Origin of the sequence: Bdellovibrio sp. HCB274 (assembly GCF_047306075.1) — a bacterium.
Taxonomy (GTDB): domain Bacteria; phylum Bdellovibrionota; class Bdellovibrionia; order Bdellovibrionales; family Bdellovibrionaceae; genus Bdellovibrio.
Genome location: NZ_CP178623.1, coordinates 2,220,057 through 2,239,093, shown reverse-complemented (window position 1 = coordinate 2,239,093; position 19,037 = coordinate 2,220,057). Strand labels below are relative to the sequence as shown.

10 protein-coding genes are annotated in these 19,037 nt (G+C 43.4%); 6 read left to right on the top strand and 4 right to left on the bottom strand.

From position 1 onward, the window contains the following. From ACLWNV_RS10880 to ACLWNV_RS10870, 3 genes are read left to right on the top strand one after another with little or no spacing between them, the layout of a single operon-like run. Complete coding sequence (locus ACLWNV_RS10880) at positions 1-3,222, top strand: Ig-like domain repeat protein (protein WP_413584449.1); 3,222 nt, start codon at positions 1-3, stop codon at positions 3,220-3,222. Continuing rightward, on the top strand, positions 3,138-8,972 hold the full coding sequence (locus ACLWNV_RS10875; protein WP_413584447.1) for an RHS repeat-associated core domain-containing protein: 5,835 nt from the start codon (positions 3,138-3,140) through the stop codon (positions 8,970-8,972). The genes ACLWNV_RS10880 and ACLWNV_RS10875 overlap by 85 nt, the downstream gene beginning before the upstream one ends. A gap of 17 nt (positions 8,973-8,989) precedes the next feature. Further along, a complete protein-coding gene (locus tag ACLWNV_RS10870; RefSeq protein WP_413584446.1) occupies positions 8,990-9,562 on the top strand; it encodes a hypothetical protein in 573 nt (190 codons plus the stop codon). A 5-nt stretch (positions 9,563-9,567) separates the two neighbouring features. Here ACLWNV_RS10870 and ACLWNV_RS10865 read toward each other — a convergent pair whose 3' ends face one another. From ACLWNV_RS10865 to ACLWNV_RS10850, 4 genes are all read right to left on the bottom strand, one after another. Beyond that, positions 9,568-10,086 carry a hypothetical protein gene (locus tag ACLWNV_RS10865; RefSeq protein WP_413584445.1) on the bottom strand — a complete coding sequence of 173 codons (519 nt, stop codon included), beginning with the start codon at positions 10,084-10,086 and terminating at the stop codon, positions 9,568-9,570. Between the two features lie 493 nt (positions 10,087-10,579). Then, complete coding sequence (locus ACLWNV_RS10860) at positions 10,580-11,479, bottom strand: serine protease spb1 (protein WP_413584444.1); 900 nt, start codon at positions 11,477-11,479, stop codon at positions 10,580-10,582. Continuing rightward, positions 11,476-11,919, bottom strand: a complete 444-nt coding sequence (locus ACLWNV_RS10855) for a FixH family protein (protein WP_413584443.1) — start codon at positions 11,917-11,919, stop codon at positions 11,476-11,478. Before ACLWNV_RS10855 ends, ACLWNV_RS10860 begins: the two co-directional genes overlap by 4 nt. Continuing rightward, positions 11,920-12,474, bottom strand: coding sequence for a redoxin domain-containing protein (locus ACLWNV_RS10850; protein WP_413584442.1), 555 nt, complete (start codon positions 12,472-12,474; stop codon positions 11,920-11,922). 111 nt (positions 12,475-12,585) lie between these two features. Between ACLWNV_RS10850 and ACLWNV_RS10845 the strand changes: the two genes are divergently transcribed. The 3 genes from ACLWNV_RS10845 (at position 12,586) to ACLWNV_RS10835 (ending at position 19,012) form a co-directional block, all read left to right on the top strand. Further along, positions 12,586-14,676 (top strand): site-specific recombinase, encoded by a 2,091-nt coding sequence (locus ACLWNV_RS10845; protein WP_413584441.1) that lies wholly within the window; start codon positions 12,586-12,588, stop codon positions 14,674-14,676. A 338-nt stretch (positions 14,677-15,014) separates the two neighbouring features. Beyond that, the gene (locus tag ACLWNV_RS10840) at positions 15,015-16,634 is read left to right on the top strand and encodes a S8 family serine peptidase (RefSeq protein ID WP_413584440.1); all 1,620 of its coding nucleotides are present in this window, start codon (positions 15,015-15,017) and stop codon (positions 16,632-16,634) included. Between the two features lie 161 nt (positions 16,635-16,795). Continuing rightward, a complete protein-coding gene (locus ACLWNV_RS10835) occupies positions 16,796-19,012 on the top strand; it encodes a cation:proton antiporter (RefSeq protein WP_413584438.1) in 2,217 nt (738 codons plus the stop codon). The last annotated feature ends 25 nt before the right edge of the window (positions 19,013-19,037 follow it).

Genomic DNA, 19,037 nt, shown 5'->3' with positions numbered 1-19,037 from the left:
ATGAAGACAATTAATCTGATCGTTGCTGGTGCTTTCTTATTTAGTATTCATTCCCAAGCCGGAGTAAGTTATCTCGGTAAAGACGACGGGCAAAGTGTTGAAGTTGCCGTTTCTACAGGTAAGACCACCTATAAGGCTGGTGATCAGGTTGTCGTCACTGGATCTATTAAAGTTATAGGCAAAAAATCTTGGTTTGAGGACTTCTTTGACTGGTTGTCTGGAAATAAAAGCAAAGGACTTCTAGAGGAGTTCAAGAAAGAGGGCATTGAGCTTGCAGGCTCATTCCCAGCATCCGCAGTTGACGTGTCTAGCCAGGTCGTCTTTAAAAGTGAAGGAAGAGACGAAATCTCTTTTAAGTACACTTCTGCTGCTATTTCTCCTGATGATGTAAATCAGTTCGCCCTTAAAATTTTCAACAACTCTCATGATAAGTTTAAGCTTAAACAACTTGCTTCCATTCAAGGTAAGCTTGAACGACGTTTGGCGGCGCTTCGGGATCTAAAGATCTACTATAAGAAAAAGAATGCAGTAGCGAAGGTTATAGCCGTAATTGAAAGAGAAATAGCTCAGATCGAAGATCTTCGAGGAAAAATCGAAGATCGCCTAAATACTGATGATAACCTGATTGCGCAGAATGTTTATCCTTTGCAAGTTGAGAATAAAGTTGCTGCCATTGCAAATGTTGGCACCTCAATTAATGGTTTCCGTTTTGCTATTTCTGCGACTCCAGGTGTGAACTTTGAAAAAGTTAGCACAGATCTTATCGCTAAAGTTTCGCGTATCGATAAAGATCAGAATGATGACTTTTTTAAATTCAAATCTAAGTACGGTTATTTGGCGGAGATTTCAAGAGACGGAAAGGTTGTGGGGACGTCTTCACTAGACTCCTTAAAGGATTCTCTCTCTATTCCTGTCAGTATTCTAGATGCGAATAGAGCCCAAAATAACAAGTTTTTGTTAACGCTCTATCGCACAGAAAAAGGTAAAAAGAAAGGTACGGTTGGTAGCCTTGAATATCGTTTAAGAACTATTCAAGATACTGTCGCTCCTGCATGGATTATTGGGGGTATGCCATCGGGAAGTACATACTCGAAAGAGTTTCCTGAAATCAATCTTTCAGCAAAAGACTCCTTTGGTCGAATCGATAAATCAACTCTTTCCGTTAAGTTGAGCGGAACAAGCAAGCAGGGGCAAAATGTTGTTTTTGACCTGACTAGCGGCCTTGGTGTTGCGATGGATCCAACATCGACCGAATTGAATGTGACAGGAAAGATCAATTCAATTGAAGAGGGTTCTTATACTTTTGGTGCGAAGGTATCTGATAGTTCTGGAAGTATAGCCTCGCATTCTTCTAGTGTTGTGATCGATAGAACTGCACCAATTATTACTTTTGGTCATGTTGATGGATCCGAATCAACGACTGAATCTTTCAATTTGAATGTCTATATCACAGATGCATCACCAGTCGATTCCAAAATCTACTTAAACGGCGTTCAAGTCGGTTATTCAGATCTTAATGGTTTTCAATTGCCGGTTGCGCTTAGAGCGGGCTTAAATAATATTAGAGTAGTTGGTGTTGATAAAGCCGGGAATATTTCGGAGCTAACATCGGTAGTTGTTTTTGACACCACCCCGCCTGTTATTGCTAACCTTCAGGTTGGGCTAGGTGGTACAATCTATACGAATGTACTTCCTATTAATATTCCAATTTCATTCTCTTCAAGCGAGATTTTGTCAGCAGTATTAGTCAATGGAACGCAGATCGTTGTCTCGGAGAACGACCTTCGATATTCTGGAGATTTTCAACTAAATAAAAGCGAAAGTAGTCCCGTAAAATTATCTGTAAAAGACATTGCAGGGAATGAGACGATAATTTCACAGAATATTTTAGTAAAATTTGATAACGTACAACCAATTTCAGTTATTCGGTATAATGATCTTGTTCTCACGAATAAATCTTCTGTGAGCGTAACCATTGAAGTTGCAGATGCTTCTCCTGTTTGGACAAAGGTTATTGTTAACGACGTCGAAATATTTCAGACGAGATCTAAGAATTTTGATTACCCGTTCGAATTAAATCGCGAAGGCGAAAATACTTTGAAGGTTGTATCTTCGGATGAGGCTGGTAATTCAAAAGAATCGGGCATCCTCAAAGTTAAAAGGGATACTGTGGCGCCGATACTCAGCGATATTATCCCTGTAGATGGCTCGATCATTGATCGGATTGCGTTTTTGGTTTCAGGGCAGTCTAATGAGAAATTGAAGAGTGTTTTAGTTAATGGTGTAGGTGTAGGAGTATCTTCTAGTGGACTTGAGTTCAATGGGCAGTATGTAGCGTCTAATCAAGGTGACTTAGTTCTGGAAGTATCTGCTCAGGATCTCGCAGGAAATACTGCAACAACTAACATTGATTTAAAAATTAAAGCAAGATTGTTGATTCAGGAGCTGGTGTCAATTGTTCCTGATGCAGATGGCGTCAATATGTGGGTTATTGGTGCAAGCTCTTCAACTAGAGCTAAGGCGGAGATTTCCGTTTCGGCATCATTGTTTAACGGAGCAAAAGATTATGCAAATTCCGACGGATCGTTTCAAGTAAAGATTAAAAATTTCTCTAGTGTTTCAGTAAAGTCAAAGGATGTTGATACTGGAGAGCAAGAACAGATTAATCTTACTTACACTGTTGAAGAAACGTCTTTGTCTGGAATTGTGAAAGATGTTGAGGGTACTCCGCTTGTGAATGCCCTGATTAGCGTCTCAAATTCAACTAATTCAGTTTTTACGAATTCCTCTGGTGAGTTCATCATTCTAAACCCTCCGACTGGTGATCAAAACTTGATTGTCAATGGATCAAGCGTTGTTATCGGTGAAGGTGATACTGGCAAAAAGAGATATAGTACGACATTTATTGCGGTGAATGTTGGTAGAGGTCAAAAGAACGTCCTTGAAAGAGTTGTATATTTAACACCACTTTTAACGGATGGTTCTGAAACTCAGGTGACAGCAGGATCTGCAGCAGTTGTAACTAGTCCGCATGCACCAGGTGTTTCGCTAATGATTCCTAGCAATTCTACTGTATTTCCCGGAGGGGGAGGGAGTGGTATCATTAACATGATGACCATTAAGTCGAGCGGTCAACAATGCCAGTTCCGTCCAACTTTACGCCAACAAATGTTATATCGCTTGAGCCGTCTGGTACTAAGTTCACTAAAAAGGTTTCCATAAAAGTTCCTAACGATAATGATTTACCAGCAGGAACGCAGATGGCGTTTATTTCCTTAAATTCATCCACTGGTAAGTGGGAGATTGATGGAAAAGGTAAAGTTACGGATGATGGAAACTCGGTTGAGACCAATTCCGATTCAGGTATTACACATTTTAGCATCATTTACGCTGTTCCTTTGGCGCCATTGATAGCAAGTGTGCAGAACCCAAATCTCCTGGGTATTAATGCCTCTGATGGTGGTTCAAGTGCGATAATCAATTCGCCTAGTTTTAAAGTTTACGATAAAGACGTTTCTCCTAGCTTGTACTATAAAAGCAATTGGGCGAATCCTACTGCTGTTGTTTCGAATATTTTTGCTGTACCAAATCCCGACACCCCTCGATCTGGTGTCGTTACTGGTGGTAGTAAAACAGGAGGCTGGATTAAGGCCGTAAATTGCTGGGAAGTGATGTGGGGATGGCAAGAGTGTCGGTCCGCCTGGTTGGACTATGTTATTGACAATAGCTTTAAAACTAATTGGGAATCTACCAACTATTGGATTCCAGACAAAGTTCGTTCTCAGTTTTTTGTAAGCAACATTGCCTCAAATCAAGTAGATTTTGCGACAGAAAACGTAGATTCAGAGATACAGCAGATAAATGGAACTAAAATAACTAATGCTGCAGCTACAAAAATTATCGAACAAATGGGAATTCCTCGTTCAGCTGTAGTTAGTTATGCAGTTCCGCTAATTAATTCAGAGACGAATGAATATCTTGAATCAGGTATTCATCCTGCATTGGCTAGATTTGAGATCTCTCTGAAGAATCTTGTAATTACGACAAACACAATGACTTCTAACACTCATATTTGGGTAGACGGACGTTTGCAAGAGGTGCGCACCCAGACTATGACTAGGACAGGAATTGCGTCACAATTGGTTTCAATGCTTCCTCAAGATGTTCAAAGTGACATTTTAGTTCAAAATAAAACTAAATCATCAGCTGGAAGAGGTTGGCACCTAGGAGGGGCAGCGAAAATCTATAATCCTGAAAACTCAAGAATAATGATTGAGGAGGGTGATGGTTCTCTTTCTACATATGCTTTGAATAATGTTATATCTACTTTGTTCAATGCGAATTCAGGAAATATTGATTTAAAAAACGGTGTGGATTTATCGAGCTGGCCGTTCGCATACTCTGGATCTGTGGACGTTCCTGCAAAACAGTCGTTCATTGCTGAAATTGATTTGGAGAACGGACGAATTTCTAATGGAAATGCTCTCACTCTCCCGCAGAGCTCTGGTAAGTTACCTTCTCAGGGGTGGTATTCATGTAAGCGGAATGCAGAGAACAATTTTATTGGTAACTTCAGTTCAGTCCGCTACCCATTCGTTTCTAAGTTCACTCCTGGTGGTATTGCCCGTACATCAAATGGGGAATTCTTTGTTACACACGCTAAAGAAAGTATGTTGATTAGAAGTGGTGAAACTTTGCCATTGTTGGGTGATAAGGAACTGCCGTACTACTCGACTCAAGAGCGAATTGAATATTACCCTGGTTGGTTTGCTGTTGGATACTTTAATCGTCCGCCGGAAACTGTGCAGGAGTTTTGTACTGAGCGATTTGGATATCCTTGTGGGCCTGGGGAGCCGCAATCTCAGAACGTAGCCTGTAACTATTATGGCGCTCCGTTTATGATTACTGATAAAGGTGAAGGGTCTCTTGGGTATGCAGGTTTGACCCTAAATAATCCAACAGCAGTAGTGTTTTCACCTTCTGGAAAGTTAATCATTGCTGACACTGGTAATAATCGTATTGTCTCTTATGATATTAACACGAGACAGCAAGTAGTAGTCGCTGGAACTGGTGCAAATTCAGATTTAGGCGATGGTGGGCATGCGATACAGGCGTCAATCTATCATCCTAAAGGTTTGGCTTATGATTCATCAGGAAACTTATACATTTCATCAGAAAACGGTTTGATTCGTAAAGTAACTCCTGGTGGAGCGATAAGTAAGTTTGCTGGTGGGACTGGAGTTGGAGATCAAGTTGCAATCTCTACTTTGATGCTAAATGATCCCCGAGGAATGTATTTCGACTCTGCCAATAACTATCTGTATGTTGCTGATACCGGAAATAACCGTGTTATGCAGTTGGATTTGAAAACAGGAATTGCAAATAGAGTGGCAGGAAGTGGAGCATGTTCAGCTCTCGATGGCGATGGTGGATCCGCATTACTCGCATCTTTGTGTGCTCCAACGCACGTAGGCGTTGATAACCTGAATAATCTCATTGTTGTTGATTCTGGTCACAGTAAAATTCGCCGTGTCGCATTTACACGACCCCAAGGCGGAGCTCTATCTTTTGCTTCATCGAATGGAGACCAATCAATTCTCACTAAGTCATTAGATGGAATGTGGTCGAGAATCCGCAGAGATGGTTCGATTGAGACTTTCAATTCAAGTGGTAATCAAATTATTTTTGAGAATACCTTAAAACAAAAAACAAGCTATTCATATAATGTGGACAACGGCCTTGAGAAAATTCTGTTTCCTTCGGGACAATCTATTAATTATGAATACTCGGGCAATGGAAAATTAAAATCTATTACTGATAGTGCTGGTCGAAAAACCACTCTTTTCTATGATGGTGACAATTTAACAGAAGTTAGGTTTCCTGACGGAACCGATAAGAAATTCGAGTATGATAGTAAAGGGCAAATGGTTGCGAGTGTCGATCAACTGGGGGAAGTTACCGAGTACGCTTATAACGAATGGCATAGGTTGCATAGAGTTACTAAGCCCGATGGATCCTCTGAGGTTATAAATGATATCGCCTCTCAGACAATAGCCAATAACTATTCGAATGGAGTGGTAGGTGAGATGCAATCCCCAGGTTACGGTGGAGAGGGGAAATCATTCAAGGTTACAAACGCCAATAATGTTACAACGAGTATGACCGCAGATCATATGGGATACATCTCTTCAGTTAGGGATGCTCTTGGACGGGAAACAAAGATTGAACGCGACTTATATGGACGACCCACAAAAGTCGAAAAGGCAGATGGATCTAAGATCAGTGTAGTTTATGATCAACTAACTGGGGACATGTTATCAACAAAGGATGAATTATCCGGAGCTATCGAAACGCGACGTTACGATGCTAGCGGGAGAGTGGTTTTGCATACTGATGCAAATGGGAATCAGTTTGAGAATAAATTTGATAGTTCCACCGGTTTACTAATTGAAGCGAAATTCCCTGCAGGGATTTCGGAAACCTATCAGTACGAAGCTCGAGGCCTTGTAACTCAAAAAACTTTAAGAAATGGCTCAACATTTCAGACTATTCAATTTGAATACGACGGCATGGGACGTTTGAATAGAATGATTGATAGCTCGGGAAAATATGTCAAATATGAAAGTGACGTGTTTGGGAATAAGTTGAAAGAAATTGTAGTAGCAGCTAATGGTCAAGAGCTATTGACTAGCTATACTTATAATGTAATGAACAAATTGACTTCAGTGAAGCAGAGTAACGGAGATGTTACTAGTTATCAATACTCAGCAAGAGGTCAATTGATTTCTATCGTAGATGCTAAGGGCAAAATCACGAATTTTGAGTACGATAGAGTCGGTAATCTTTCAAAGAAAATTGAATCAAACAATGCAGAGTACACGTTTAAGTATGATTCACTTGGGCAAAGAATTGAAGAAGCAGATCCAAATGGCAATACTAAGTATTTCCAGTATGATTCTGTAAATCAATTGGCTAAAGTTCAATTCTCGGATGATATACTCACGTATGAATATGATGGTGGGGGAAGAGTAAAAAAAGTGTCCAACAACACTAGTACTCTTGATTCTATTTATGATTCACAAGGAAATGTAATTACTTCGACCCTTTCCGGTAAAGGGGTTTTATCTTCTTATCCAGCGGTAGCTTTAAACTATAATTATGATCTCCTTGGTAATCGCATATCTTTGCAAAGTTCCCTTGGGACGATATCATATACGTATGATAGCAATAGCCGGTTGCAGACCATTGTGAATAGTTGGGGCGATTCTTTCGGGTATTCATACGATGCCTTAGGGCGATTGGCACAGTTGACTCGAAATGGGGGATACACGAAATACGAATACAATACAAGTAGCCTGGTGAGTCAGATATCTCACTATGGGGGATCAGTTCAAAAGGACTTCACAGCATTATCATACGATTCAAGAACATTTCCGACTTCAAAACGAAATCCATCTGGTCAAATTGACTACGGTTACGATCCAAATGGACAGCTTACGAGTGCTAATGCTTCCTATAGAGGGCTCGAAAGTTTTTCGTACAATGAAGTTGGGGATAGAGTGTCGGATGGCGGTGGAACATACCAGTATGATGAATCTAGTCAGCGGTTAACGGATGACTATAGATTTAGTTACCAATATGATTTCATTGGTAATCTCGTTTTGCGTCAGGCAAAGGATTCTTCAGTCGATGAAAGTATTCGATATAGTTACGATTCCAAGAATCAGTTGGTCCAAGTCCAAATATATAAGAATTTAATGGCTTCTCCGACAAGAGTTGTTTCATTCCGTTATGATGTGTTAGGACGTCGTGTTTCGAAAGAAGTGGTTGATTCCACTGCTCTCGGAGATGTCGGCAAGACCTTCAAGCGCTACTATGTTTATGACGGTGCAAATATTCTAGCAGAGTATGGCAATAGTCAGTTATTGGTTCGATATACGCACAATATGCGATCAGTTGACGATATTCTTGGAGCTAATATCACAACTGCTGGTGTAGCTGCAAAAATATCCCAAAACGCTGGCAGCTACTATTATCAAAAAGATCATCTTGGTTCAATCACTTCGATTTCTAATGGATCAGGAAGTATTATTCAGCGATATGATTATAAGGGATTCGGTCAGCTTGTAAGCGTGAAGTCTGATGCGGGCTCTGATATATCAGCTAACCCATTTTTTAATAATATATTCTTATTTGGGGGTCGTGAATATGATGCAGAGACTGGATTGTATTATCACCGTGCTCGCTACTATGATCCTCAGATTGGGCGATTCATCCAAGTGGATCCCTATGCTGGGAACATGGCGCATCCTTCAAGTGTCGTAAATAAATACATATACGGTGCAAATAGACCCACTGTTTTTACAGATCCGTCTGGACGTTGGATTTTCGTCGGGATATTGATCGCTGGTTTAATTGGCGGGATTGTTGGTGGCATAAACGCGAAAGATGGAGAATTCTGGCAGGGATTTGGAAACGGAGCTTTGATTGGAATGGGAGGGGCTGCGGCGACTATTGCGACGGCTGGATTGTTTACGTATGTTGGTGGTGTGGGATTGGGACTTAACGTCGCAGCTGGCTCAGGCTGGGGTATGTTTTTTGGTGCTTTAGGTGGTGCTGTTGGGAATGGATTGTTCGCCAAAGCTATGGGTGCAAGTGGTACTGGTTTGGCTATTGCGATAGTTGCCGGTGCAATATCGGGTGGTGTTGCATCTGTGTATGGAGGTAATCCTGGTCAAGGCGGGACAATTGTGTCTAGCGCAGAGGATGCAGCAGCTACAATCACGGACTCATTAAAGGGGGGCGCTTATCCGGTTGATACGACATTGGATCCGTTGAGCTATGTAAATGACATGTACTATCAAGCTCCTGATGGATCTTGGTCAAACGGGCTGACTGTTCCAAGCTCACCGGTTCCGGTATTAGGCCCATTGCCTCCGAATAATGGGATTAACTTGAGTCCAGCGAACTAAGGAAATAAGGTACTAGTATGAAAGAGTTTGGACCAAAAATTTATTATAAGAGTTTTCTTTCTTACATAAGGTACGGTGTTGGTTATGGCAAGCTATTGGCTCTGGTTTGTCTACCAATTGTCGGAGTCTTCTTTGTTTTGGGGTTAGCCTCTATGGCTTCTCCTCAAAAACTAGAAATTGAACCTTTTGATAACGCCGTGATTGTCTCGCTAGTTTTAATTTATATATTGTTTTTTGGTATTATGGTCTTGCAGAGAAATCAAAATTTTGAACTGGCAGGGGACGAATTGATAGATAAATTTCCTATCACTAGAAAATACAAAGTTTTCCACGTGAAGCGGGTCATATTAGATTCTCCTTTTAGGGGACACCTGCAAGTTAAAAGTCCAAGTGACAATTTATCGGGAGGATTATATTGGGCAGGAGGCAGTGAAGACGAATGGAAGTACTTTGTTTCCGCGCTTGCAACGATTGATCCAAGTATATTTGAAAAAGTGTACTTTAACCGAAGTAAATGGAAAGCGCCGACTTTTGAGAAAGTACGATTGGAAGACAGTTACAAGAAGATCCTTGATGTTTATAAAAAGTAGTTAGATCAGTTAGCTTGATTGAAGTTTTGATATAATCTCTTTGCATATCTAGATCTCAAGGTAAATCTCAGAATAAACGCAAAACCGACAGTTTGAACTACAATCACTAGCATTAATCCTAGCAGTGTAAAGACTGTTTGAAGTACAAGAGAGAAGTTTTGAATAGAGAAAGACTTCTTCATCCAGGTCTGTAAAACCAAAACCGCCATTAAAACTAATCCTGTTATAAGCGGCATTGGTGAGATAATCATAAGCATACGTTTGTTCGCTCGTAAAAGTCTGTCACATAGAAGGGCTTCAACAACGAGTGTGCCAGCGGTGATTAAAAGAATAATCAGGCCTGTCAAATCCAACAGTTTAATTTTCAGGTATTCTTCCATCATCGAAACAATCCATACCAGCTGACTAATAAAGCCAACCCAGATATTGTATCGAAGAATAAGTTCTCTATTCTTAATTACCCAGTCGACGAATCTCATTAATTCAAAGGCCCTGTAAAGTGATTGATATTTATATTCCATCATTTCTGGCTTCGGATTGTCACCACTTTGTTTTTTGTCCGCAGATCGTCTTTTGGTGTTAATTTGAATCCTAGAAGCTAATTGGTAGGATGAGTTATTGATGGGGTATGGAGCGAAGATATATTATAAAAGCAATTGTCACTATGTAGCCGGTGCAATTGAATCGTTGCTTCAACCTGGCTGTAAAGATCACCTTGATCTTGTAAATAAGCCAAATGGGAAACTTCAATTCTTTGTGGTGTATTCGAAGAAGGACTTGTGTTCGCTAAGTTTGGGTGCAGTCAAAGAACTATCACTTAAATCGACTATGACCGATTGCTGCCACTATATGGAAGAAACTGCGAGCGGCCATCTAAGCTGGCGGATGTGATGGTCTCTGCAGATGAGAAGTTCCTTCGTTGTTCTAACGCTCCCGAGTGGAGGCTAGCTGAGTAAGGTTACGGTTTATCGACCAATCGAAATATGTTTTGTGCAGTAATTTCTGAATGCCGATAACTTATCGCTGCCAGCGAGTTTGGTAGCTGATTGTAACCGTTTTTGATAGCGGAGTGTTCTCTGGCGCACCGAACAGGGTTTGGTCGGCGTAGGACAATGTCCAGGCGCTCTCCATGCCCATCATATAGTTTGCCATTGCGGACCAGGTGACATTCTTTTGGGCAGAGCCTTTGGAATTTTGGGCGCCGGAGATTTCTACGGCGTCTTCGTAGAGGCCGGTGAAGCTTGTGCCCAAGCGCCAGTCGCCTTTGTTCCAGCCGCCGCCGATGCTCCAGCCGTGACCGAAGCCAGGGGTAGCAGTGATCGTGCCGCCGTTTGCGGGGCTTGAGAAATCGCGGGCGAAGGATTTGTGCAGTTCAAGGCTGGCGTTGGCATCGTAACGTCCGAAGATTTTTACTAAAGCAACACCGCCGCCGACCGAGAAGAATCCTCTGCCGCGGGAATCAGATGCTAATGTGTTCATGGCATCATAGATCGAGGGAGATGTCGGGGCGATCACTTGCAGGAATGTTAAGCCCTTGGGTTTCCAACGGGAGTAACTTTTTTCTGGAAGGGTTTCGTGGCCTAAAGTTAAACCGATATCTCCTAATCCTGTGCTGGATTCATGGGCGATGGTTCTGGTGATGACGGGGACAGAGATTCCGGTTTGCACGGTGTCGGATAGCAGGGTTGCTGCTTCAAGTTTTAAAGTTTGGCTGTGATTGCCGTCGTCGCGTTTGATCCACTTCTTATTTGCTAAAACATCATCAGTCACTTGGGCATAGCTTAAAGAGCTGGTCAGTTGAGCTTTGTCGTCACCCATGATCAGGGCTGGAAAAGCAAAGCCGCCGCCGCAGCAGCTGGCTGCTGATGCAGAGTTTGAAAAGCTTAAAGCAAGAAGTAAGAACGCGATGGATTTCACAGCACCAAGCTCACAGTCGCTTGATCAATTGCGGATGTACCGTTCTTAAGAGAAATGCGAATTTCCCAGTCGCCAGGCATAATAAAGAACACGCGACGAACGCGGTACACGCCGGTTTCGATTTTTTCAATCGTCACAGGTGAAGAACCATGTCCCATGGAAGGCATCCATAAAATCACACTTAAATTGTTGGCTGGATCAACAAAAGGACCGCTTGAAGAGTCCGTATTGTTCCAAAACTTTAAAGTGAATTCAGATTCTGCAGGGGATTGCGGTCCCAAGCTCCACTGAACATCGGCACACAATCCCGAATTTGGCAGAGCCAATGGGCATTGTGCATGGGAGGGATCTGTTTGCACAGAATCCGGTGACTTTGGATCAATATAGTCAGGTTGTGCGCAAGCGGATAATAGTAAAAATAAACAGGCGATGTATTTCACTTACGCTTCCTCGCGCTGAATGTAGCAGCCCACGGCGCGGCCTTCTTTTTTACGTACAGCTTTTCCTGCTTGCGTGTCTTCGATCGCCTCTTTTAAGAAATGCTTTTTCGCCGAAGGACCGACATTGCTGTCAGTGACTCCGCCGGAATATAGAATTTCACCTTCAGGGGATAGCAAATAAGCATGGGGCGTTTTCAACGCTTCAAATTCATTCGCTAAGCGTGACTTCGAATCCTGAATAACGGGGAAAGGAAGGTTGGCTTGAGTGAAATGCGTTTTAGTAAGCTCGGCATTTTCATCGGTGTTTGAGTGAACGCCGACAAAGTTAAAGTCTTTGAATTCCTCTGCCAGATTTTTCAGCAAAGTTTCGTGACTTGCAGAGCAGGGGCATTTGGCTGAAAGAAAGACGACAACTGTGCCTTTTTTAGCGGCTTTGGTTTCCAGGTGAAGAAATTTGCTTGTCAGCACATCTGTTCCATCAACAGAAGTAAACTGTTTAGCAGCCCAGAGATCCAATGAGGTCAGTAGAATAAAAGCACAAATCAGTTGTTTCATAGGTCGCTTGTAACACAGGGACTCGTGGCGCGACCAGACGACAAATTGTTGCACCTTCAATTTTGACGCACAATGCTTGCAGGAACTCATAGGCTGGGGCAAAATTTCGATATGTTTTCGCAACTTAAGAACTATTTTCATCGATTTAAACTATATAGAAAACGCGGCGATGTTCATGCCGATCTGGATGCCTTGCTGGGCTTTGCCGGGGATCAAAAAGCCCTGGAAGACCAGCTTCATTGGCTGGTGAATCTTTTAAGATGGATTCGTTACGAGCCGTTGCTTTCAGATGAATTTAAACAAGATGCCAACCACGTGGCGATTGCGCGCCTGCGCTATGTCCTGATGGTTTTGGAGCGCAATCCCGAATGGAAACGGGATGTGGCGGTTATTTTACGTTCGGTTATTAAAAACGTTAGCGGACTTGAGCTTTATACCGAAACCGGATTGCCCCACGAAGTAGGTGTTATTGGCGAGTTCATGGACCGCATGGTAATGAAGTTTCTGCCAAGTCCACCATTAGATCATGAATTGGGTTACTTGTTCTGGGAACTGTTCCCAAGCGAAAAAGATCCTCTTTGGATTGCGTCTATTGATCATGATCTTTTTGCGAAAATTCTGGAACTTTTCAACTACCATACGTCACCGCTTGAAGCGGACTGGAACCGTATGGAGCGCGATATGGAAGATGCGCTGGTGTACTTGGGAATCCAAGTGCGTGCCATCGGTTTGTCTCCGGCGATTCGTCATCGTCTGGATCGTCCGAACTTCCGCGACTCTGCTTTTTTTGGAATTGTCTCGGTATTGGAAGACTTTATCGAAGCCAACCAATCGGGACGTCCTGAAGTATTCTTTGAAAAGGCATCTCGTCTGCGCCTGATGGTGTGGGAGTGCCGCCGTGAACTTTCCCAGGTTGATAAGCATCTGGATGATTTCGGTGTCAGTATCAATCTGGTTTTCCAGATGACTCGTTTAAGAATTTACCTGCAACGTATCGACAGTCTGGTGGATATTCTTATTACCGACGTTCCCGATGCGAAAAAAGTGACAAGCTTTGTAGCGGGTTTGATCGAAGAAAATCACGATCTGCAAAGTGTCGGTGCCTTGCTTTCACAAAATATCAGTTTGCTTGCACAAAAAGTGGTACAGCGTGCAGCGGAAACGGGCGAGCATTACATCACTCGTACTAAAGAAGAATATCGCAACATGGTTCAGGCCGCAGCCGGTGGCGGTTTCGTCACTGCTTTTACTGTCTATATTAAGACGGGAATTCTGGCGACGGGCTTTTCTGAATTCATGCTGGGTATTTTAGCTTCGACAAACTATGCAATCAGCTTCGTTGTGATTCACCTTGCTGGCTTCACTTTGGGTACCAAGCAGCCGGCGATGACGGGCCCGGCATTGGCCGAGCACATGCGTGATGTGGAAACCGAAGAGGGGATGGAGAAAATGGTCGATGAGATCGCCCATCTGATTCGCTCTCAAGTGGCCGCTGTCGGTGGTAATATCCTGTTGGTTGTGCCGACCACAATGTTGATGGACTCGATTGTTTTCCTGGCTTCCGGAAAACATATTATGTCTGAAGCAACAGCGTTGAAATCATTCACGTCAGTGGATGTCTTTGGTCCTGCGATTTTCTATGCGGCCTTTACCGGTATTTTGTTGTGGGGTTCGAGTTTGTTTGCGGGATGGGGAGACAATTGGTTTGCTCTAAATTCCTTGCGTACAACTTTAGCGCGCAGTCCGACTCTTATGACGATCTTTGGTAAAGTCGGCGCCCGTCGAATTGCGATGTTCTTTGAGAAAAACATTTCAGGCCTGTTGGGGAATATTTCTTTGGGCGTACTGCTGGGAATGACTCCAGAAATTATGCGCTTCTTGGGTATCCCTTTGGATGTGCGCCACGTGACTCTATCTTCGGGAGGAATGGGAGCCGCAATTCCAGTACTTGGAGTGGACTTCCTAAAAACATGGTTGTTCTGGCGTGCGGTGATTGGTGTCCTATTAATAGGTTTCTTTAACGTGTCGGTAAGTTTTGCGATGGCGTTTTTGGTTGCCGTTAAAGCCCGTGGAGTGACTCCACCCACTCGTCGTGCGATTCGTAAAGCGGTCTTCCGCAGAATCCTTCATCATCCACTGAGCTTCCTTTTGCCAGTGGGGAAAACGGTCCCAGAATCCTCTTCTGGTGGGCATTCCCACTAAAAGAGTGTGCTCAAATATTGTTCATTGACCTATCAAAAACACCGCAGCGCATCAGTTGCGGTGTTTTAATTTTAAGCATCATTTCTTAGTCATATTCATAGCTACCATAAGCATATCTAATACTTCCGCATGAATTGGTTCTATTTTTGAACTGAGGTTCCAATTTGGAACTGCATCGCCGCATCACTGCCTTGACAGACAATTTCACTTTTTAATTACAGAAAATTATTTTTAGGTGGTTCCAAAAGAGTACTTGATAAAATGTACAGCATGAAATGAACTCCCTCCCCATAAGGACTCCAAAAGTTGAGTCCAAGGAATGTAGGGGGGGCCCACACATGAAACTTAATTTGTTTTCATTAATCTTGTCTCTGTTGGTTGCGACATCTGCTCATGCTGAGCGTGTTATCGTTATCATGAAAGACTCACAAACTTTCCAAGCTGCTCACATGGCTTATAAAGTTAAAGGTTCCGGCGCACTTAAAATGGGTCACGCTGTAGCGACTCCAGTAAATGCGGAAATCGAGCAAAGTCTTGAAAATCTAAATACATTCATCGTTAATGCAAAAGGTGATTCTGAGATCGCTAAACTTCAAAACGATCCAGCAGTTGCTTACGTGGAAAAAGAAGTTTTCCATCCAGCACCAGCTCCAGTATCTGGCTGGTTGTCTACTCCAGTAAGAAACACTCCGACAGTTCCGGGTGCTAAAACTCCATGGGGTATCGTTGCAGTTAAAGCTCCTCAAGCTTGGGCAAAATCAAATCAAGGTCAAGGCGCTCGCGTATTGGTTCTTGATACTGGTATCGATGCAAATCACCCATCTTTGAAAGCTAACTTCGAGCAAGGTAAAGACTTTACTGGTGACTCTGATGGTTCAGACTTCACAGATATGATCGGTCACGGTTCTCACTGTGCTGGTACTATCGCGGGTGTTTTGGACAGCAACGGTTTCACAGGTGTTGCTCCTCAAGCAAAACTTTTGGCAGGCCGTGTTTGTTCAAACAACGGTTGCTCCAATGCAGCTATCGCAGCTGGTATCAACTGGGGTATCGCTCAAAAAGTTGACGTGATCTCTATGTCTTTGGGTGGCGCTTGGTCTACTCCAGGTGAAAGAGACGCTATCGCAAAAGCAGCTAAAGCAGGTCTTACTGTTGTAGCAGCTTCCGGTAACGATGGTAAAGGCCGCGTGTCTTATCCAGCAGCTCTTCCAACTGTAATCGCAGTTGGTGCAGTTGACAGCAACTTGAAAAGAGCTGACTTCTCTCAATACGGTCCAGAACTTGCGATCGTAGCTCCGGGTGTTGGCGTTGTTTCTTCTGTTCCTCAAGGTACAGGTCGTGAATCTTCCGTTAAAATCAGCGTTGAAGGTAAAACTGCTCCTGTTGCATCCACAACTTTCCAAGGTGCTCGTGAAGTATTGAAAGCTGAAACGAATGTTTTGGTTGAAGCGGGTCTTGGTAAAGAAGAAGATTTCAAAGGTAAAGACTTCAAAGGCAAATACGCTTTGATCGGACGTGGCGAAATCAATTTCTCTGTTAAAATTCAAAACGCTATTAAAGCTGGCGCAATCGGCGCGGTTATCTACAACAACGCTCCAGGTTTGATCAATGGCGCTTTGACTGATGACGGTTCTGTACTTCCAGTAGCAGTGTTCATGATCGAACAAGCTGTTGGTCAAAAAATCGTAGCTTCTTTGAAATCTGGTTCTGAAGTTAAAGCAACTCTTCAAACTGTAGCTACTGACTACGCTGATTTCCAAGGTACTTCTATGGCAACTCCACACGTTGCGGGTGTAGCAGCTTTGATGAAAGCAGCTAACAAGAACCTTAACGGCGCTCAAGTAAAACAACTTTTGATGGCGACTGCGATTCCTCAATCTCCAAACACTAACAACGAATACGGTGCTGGTGTTGTAGACGCTGAAGCAGCAGTAACTGCAGCTCTATCAGCTAAATAGTTCCTTCTTAAAAAAAGAACTTCCAAAAAAGGCTCGCTTCAAAAGCGGGCCTTTTTTTTAGGTAATTCCCCGAAAAGGTACGCCGTACCTTTCGGGGGTGCGGTGCGGCGGCAGCCCTTGATGCATTGCCTCCCCAAATGGGAGGGCGTAACCTTTTAGGTATGCATAATCTTCCGGCTCTGATTAGTGATTTGGCTCTTATTCTTGGTACTGCAGGTATCGTTACTCTTCTTTTTAAAAGACTTAATCAGCCGGTGGTTCTGGGGTATCTGGTTGCGGGATTTTTGATCGGACCCAAAATCGGATTGTTCGGTTCAGTCACCAGTAGCGAGGGTGTGCAGCTTTGGGCTGATATCGGGGTGATCTTTCTTTTGTTCGCCTTAGGTTTGGAATTCAGTTTTAAAAAACTATTTCGAGTGGGCGGCTCTGCCAGTTTTACAGCACTCTTTGAAGTCGGTGTCATGACCTTGATTGGTTTTACCACTGGGAAGCTTTTAGGATGGGACCTGATGGATTGCCTTTTCCTAGGGGGCATTCTTGCGATTTCCTCGACTTCCATTTCCATGCGCACTATCGAGGAAATGGGTTTTAAAAATTTAAAATTCGTCAGCATCGTGATGGGTGTACTGGTTATTGAAGATCTGGTCGCGGTCTTGCTTCTGGTCTTTTTGACGTCAATTGCCCTGACTCGCGAGTTCGCCGGCACCGATATGTTGCTGTCGTTCTTAAAGCTCGCGTTCTATTTATCTTTGTGGTTTGTCGTGGGAATCTTCTGGTTGCCGACAGCTTTAAAGAGATCGCAGAAGTTGCTAAACGAAGAAACCACTTTGGTCGTCGCCGTTGGTTTGTGTTTTGCGATGGTTGTCTTTGCTGTGAAAGTTGGATTTTCAGCAGCCTTGGGTGCATTTATCACAGGCTCCATTTTAGCCGAAACCATTGAGGGCGAGCGCATTCATCATCTGGTAAGTCCCATTAAAAACCTTTTTTCAGCCGTCTTCTTTATTTCAGTCGGTATGTTGATTGATCCGGATGTGATTTCCTCGCACTGGCAGGTGATATTATTGTTATCGGTATTGGTGATCCTGGGGAAAACCGTGGGTGTGACAGTGGGGGCATTGCTGTCAGGACAGACCTTACGTTCATCATTGCAAACCGGGATGAGTCTTTCGCAAATCGGGGAGTTCTCGTTCATCATCGCAACGGTCGGTGTGGGATTTAAAGTCGTGCGCCCCGAACTTTATCCCTTGGCAGTTTCAGTGAGTGTGGTTACGGCCTTTACGACACCGCTGATGATTCGCATGTCCGACAGCGTTTATCAGGTCCTTGAAAAGAAAATGCCATCCAAGATGATCGAATCCCTGGATCGGTACAGCATGTTTTCTGCAGTCGTAGGAGCGCACAAAGAATCCCGCGATCAGGTGCGCGCTTATATCTTTAAAATATTCCTGAATGCCGTGATCGTAATCGGGGTGTTTTTGCTAATGGCAAGAGTGACGTTGCCGTATATGTTGAACCACCAGATCGCAGAGGGCTCGGCAAAGTTTTTAACTTTAACGGCAACGTTGATTTTAAGTTCACCATTTTTATGGGCCTTGGCCTTTGGACGAACCAAGCAATTTGACAGTCTTGTGGCTGAGGAAAATCGCGGCACTTCGGATTATGTCTTTTTGATCTCACGAATTACGGTGGCTGTGGGGTTGGTGCTTGCGATGGTGGCGCAATTCGTTCCATTGGGTTGGGCATTAGGGATCACTGCCTGGATGGCGATCGTTGTGGGTTATGTGTTATCGACAAAACTTCGCGCCGTGTACATGTGGTTTGAAAATCGTTTTTTAACGAACCTTGCAGAAGAAGTGAACAAGCCCCAATCACGATCGCATACACAGGAGCTGGCACCCTGGGATGCCCATTTGACGGAATTTAAAGTTCCGGCAGAGGCTGAGTACATTGGTATTCCTTTGGTGGAGCTGTCTGTTCGTGAACGATTCGGCGTGACAGTCGCACTAATCGAACGCGGACGTTTAAAGATCATGGCGCCCGGGCGTGATGTATTGTTAATGCCGCATGACACTTTGTTTGTGATCGGAACCGACGAGCAGCTGGTAAAGTTTAAAGAATTTATTGAAGCTGGAAACAATAACTTTACATCAGAATCTGACCTGAACGAATATTCATTGGATAAGTATCTGGTCGGCGAGCAATCCGAGTTCCTGCATAAGTCCATTCGCGAAAGCGGGTTAAGAGAAAAGACTCACGGACTGGTTGTGGGGATCGAACGCGGTGGTGAGCGAATTTTAAATCCGGATTCCGCTGAAGTTATTCAGGTTGCTGATATTTTGTGGATAGTAGGGGACCGCGCTCGTATTAAGGGATTGTAGATCAAAAAAACAGGAGCTTGGTGCA

Excerpts from the sequence above, each read along its gene's own strand:
- ACLWNV_RS10870 (WP_413584446.1), top strand. The coding sequence starts at position 8,990 with ATGAAAGAGTTTGGACCAAAAATTTATTATAAGAGTTTTCTTTCTTAC.
- ACLWNV_RS10850 (WP_413584442.1), bottom strand. The coding sequence starts at position 12,474 with ATGAAACAACTGATTTGTGCTTTTATTCTACTGACCTCATTGGATCTC.
- ACLWNV_RS10875 (WP_413584447.1), top strand. The coding sequence starts at position 3,138 with ATGCCAGTTCCGTCCAACTTTACGCCAACAAATGTTATATCGCTTGAG.
- ACLWNV_RS10880 (WP_413584449.1), top strand. The coding sequence starts at position 1 with ATGAAGACAATTAATCTGATCGTTGCTGGTGCTTTCTTATTTAGTATT.
- ACLWNV_RS10835 (WP_413584438.1), top strand. The coding sequence starts at position 16,796 with ATGCATAATCTTCCGGCTCTGATTAGTGATTTGGCTCTTATTCTTGGT.
- ACLWNV_RS10865 (WP_413584445.1), bottom strand. The coding sequence starts at position 10,086 with ATGATGGAATATAAATATCAATCACTTTACAGGGCCTTTGAATTAATG.
- ACLWNV_RS10840 (WP_413584440.1), top strand. The coding sequence starts at position 15,015 with ATGAAACTTAATTTGTTTTCATTAATCTTGTCTCTGTTGGTTGCGACA.
- ACLWNV_RS10845 (WP_413584441.1), top strand. The coding sequence starts at position 12,586 with ATGTTTTCGCAACTTAAGAACTATTTTCATCGATTTAAACTATATAGA.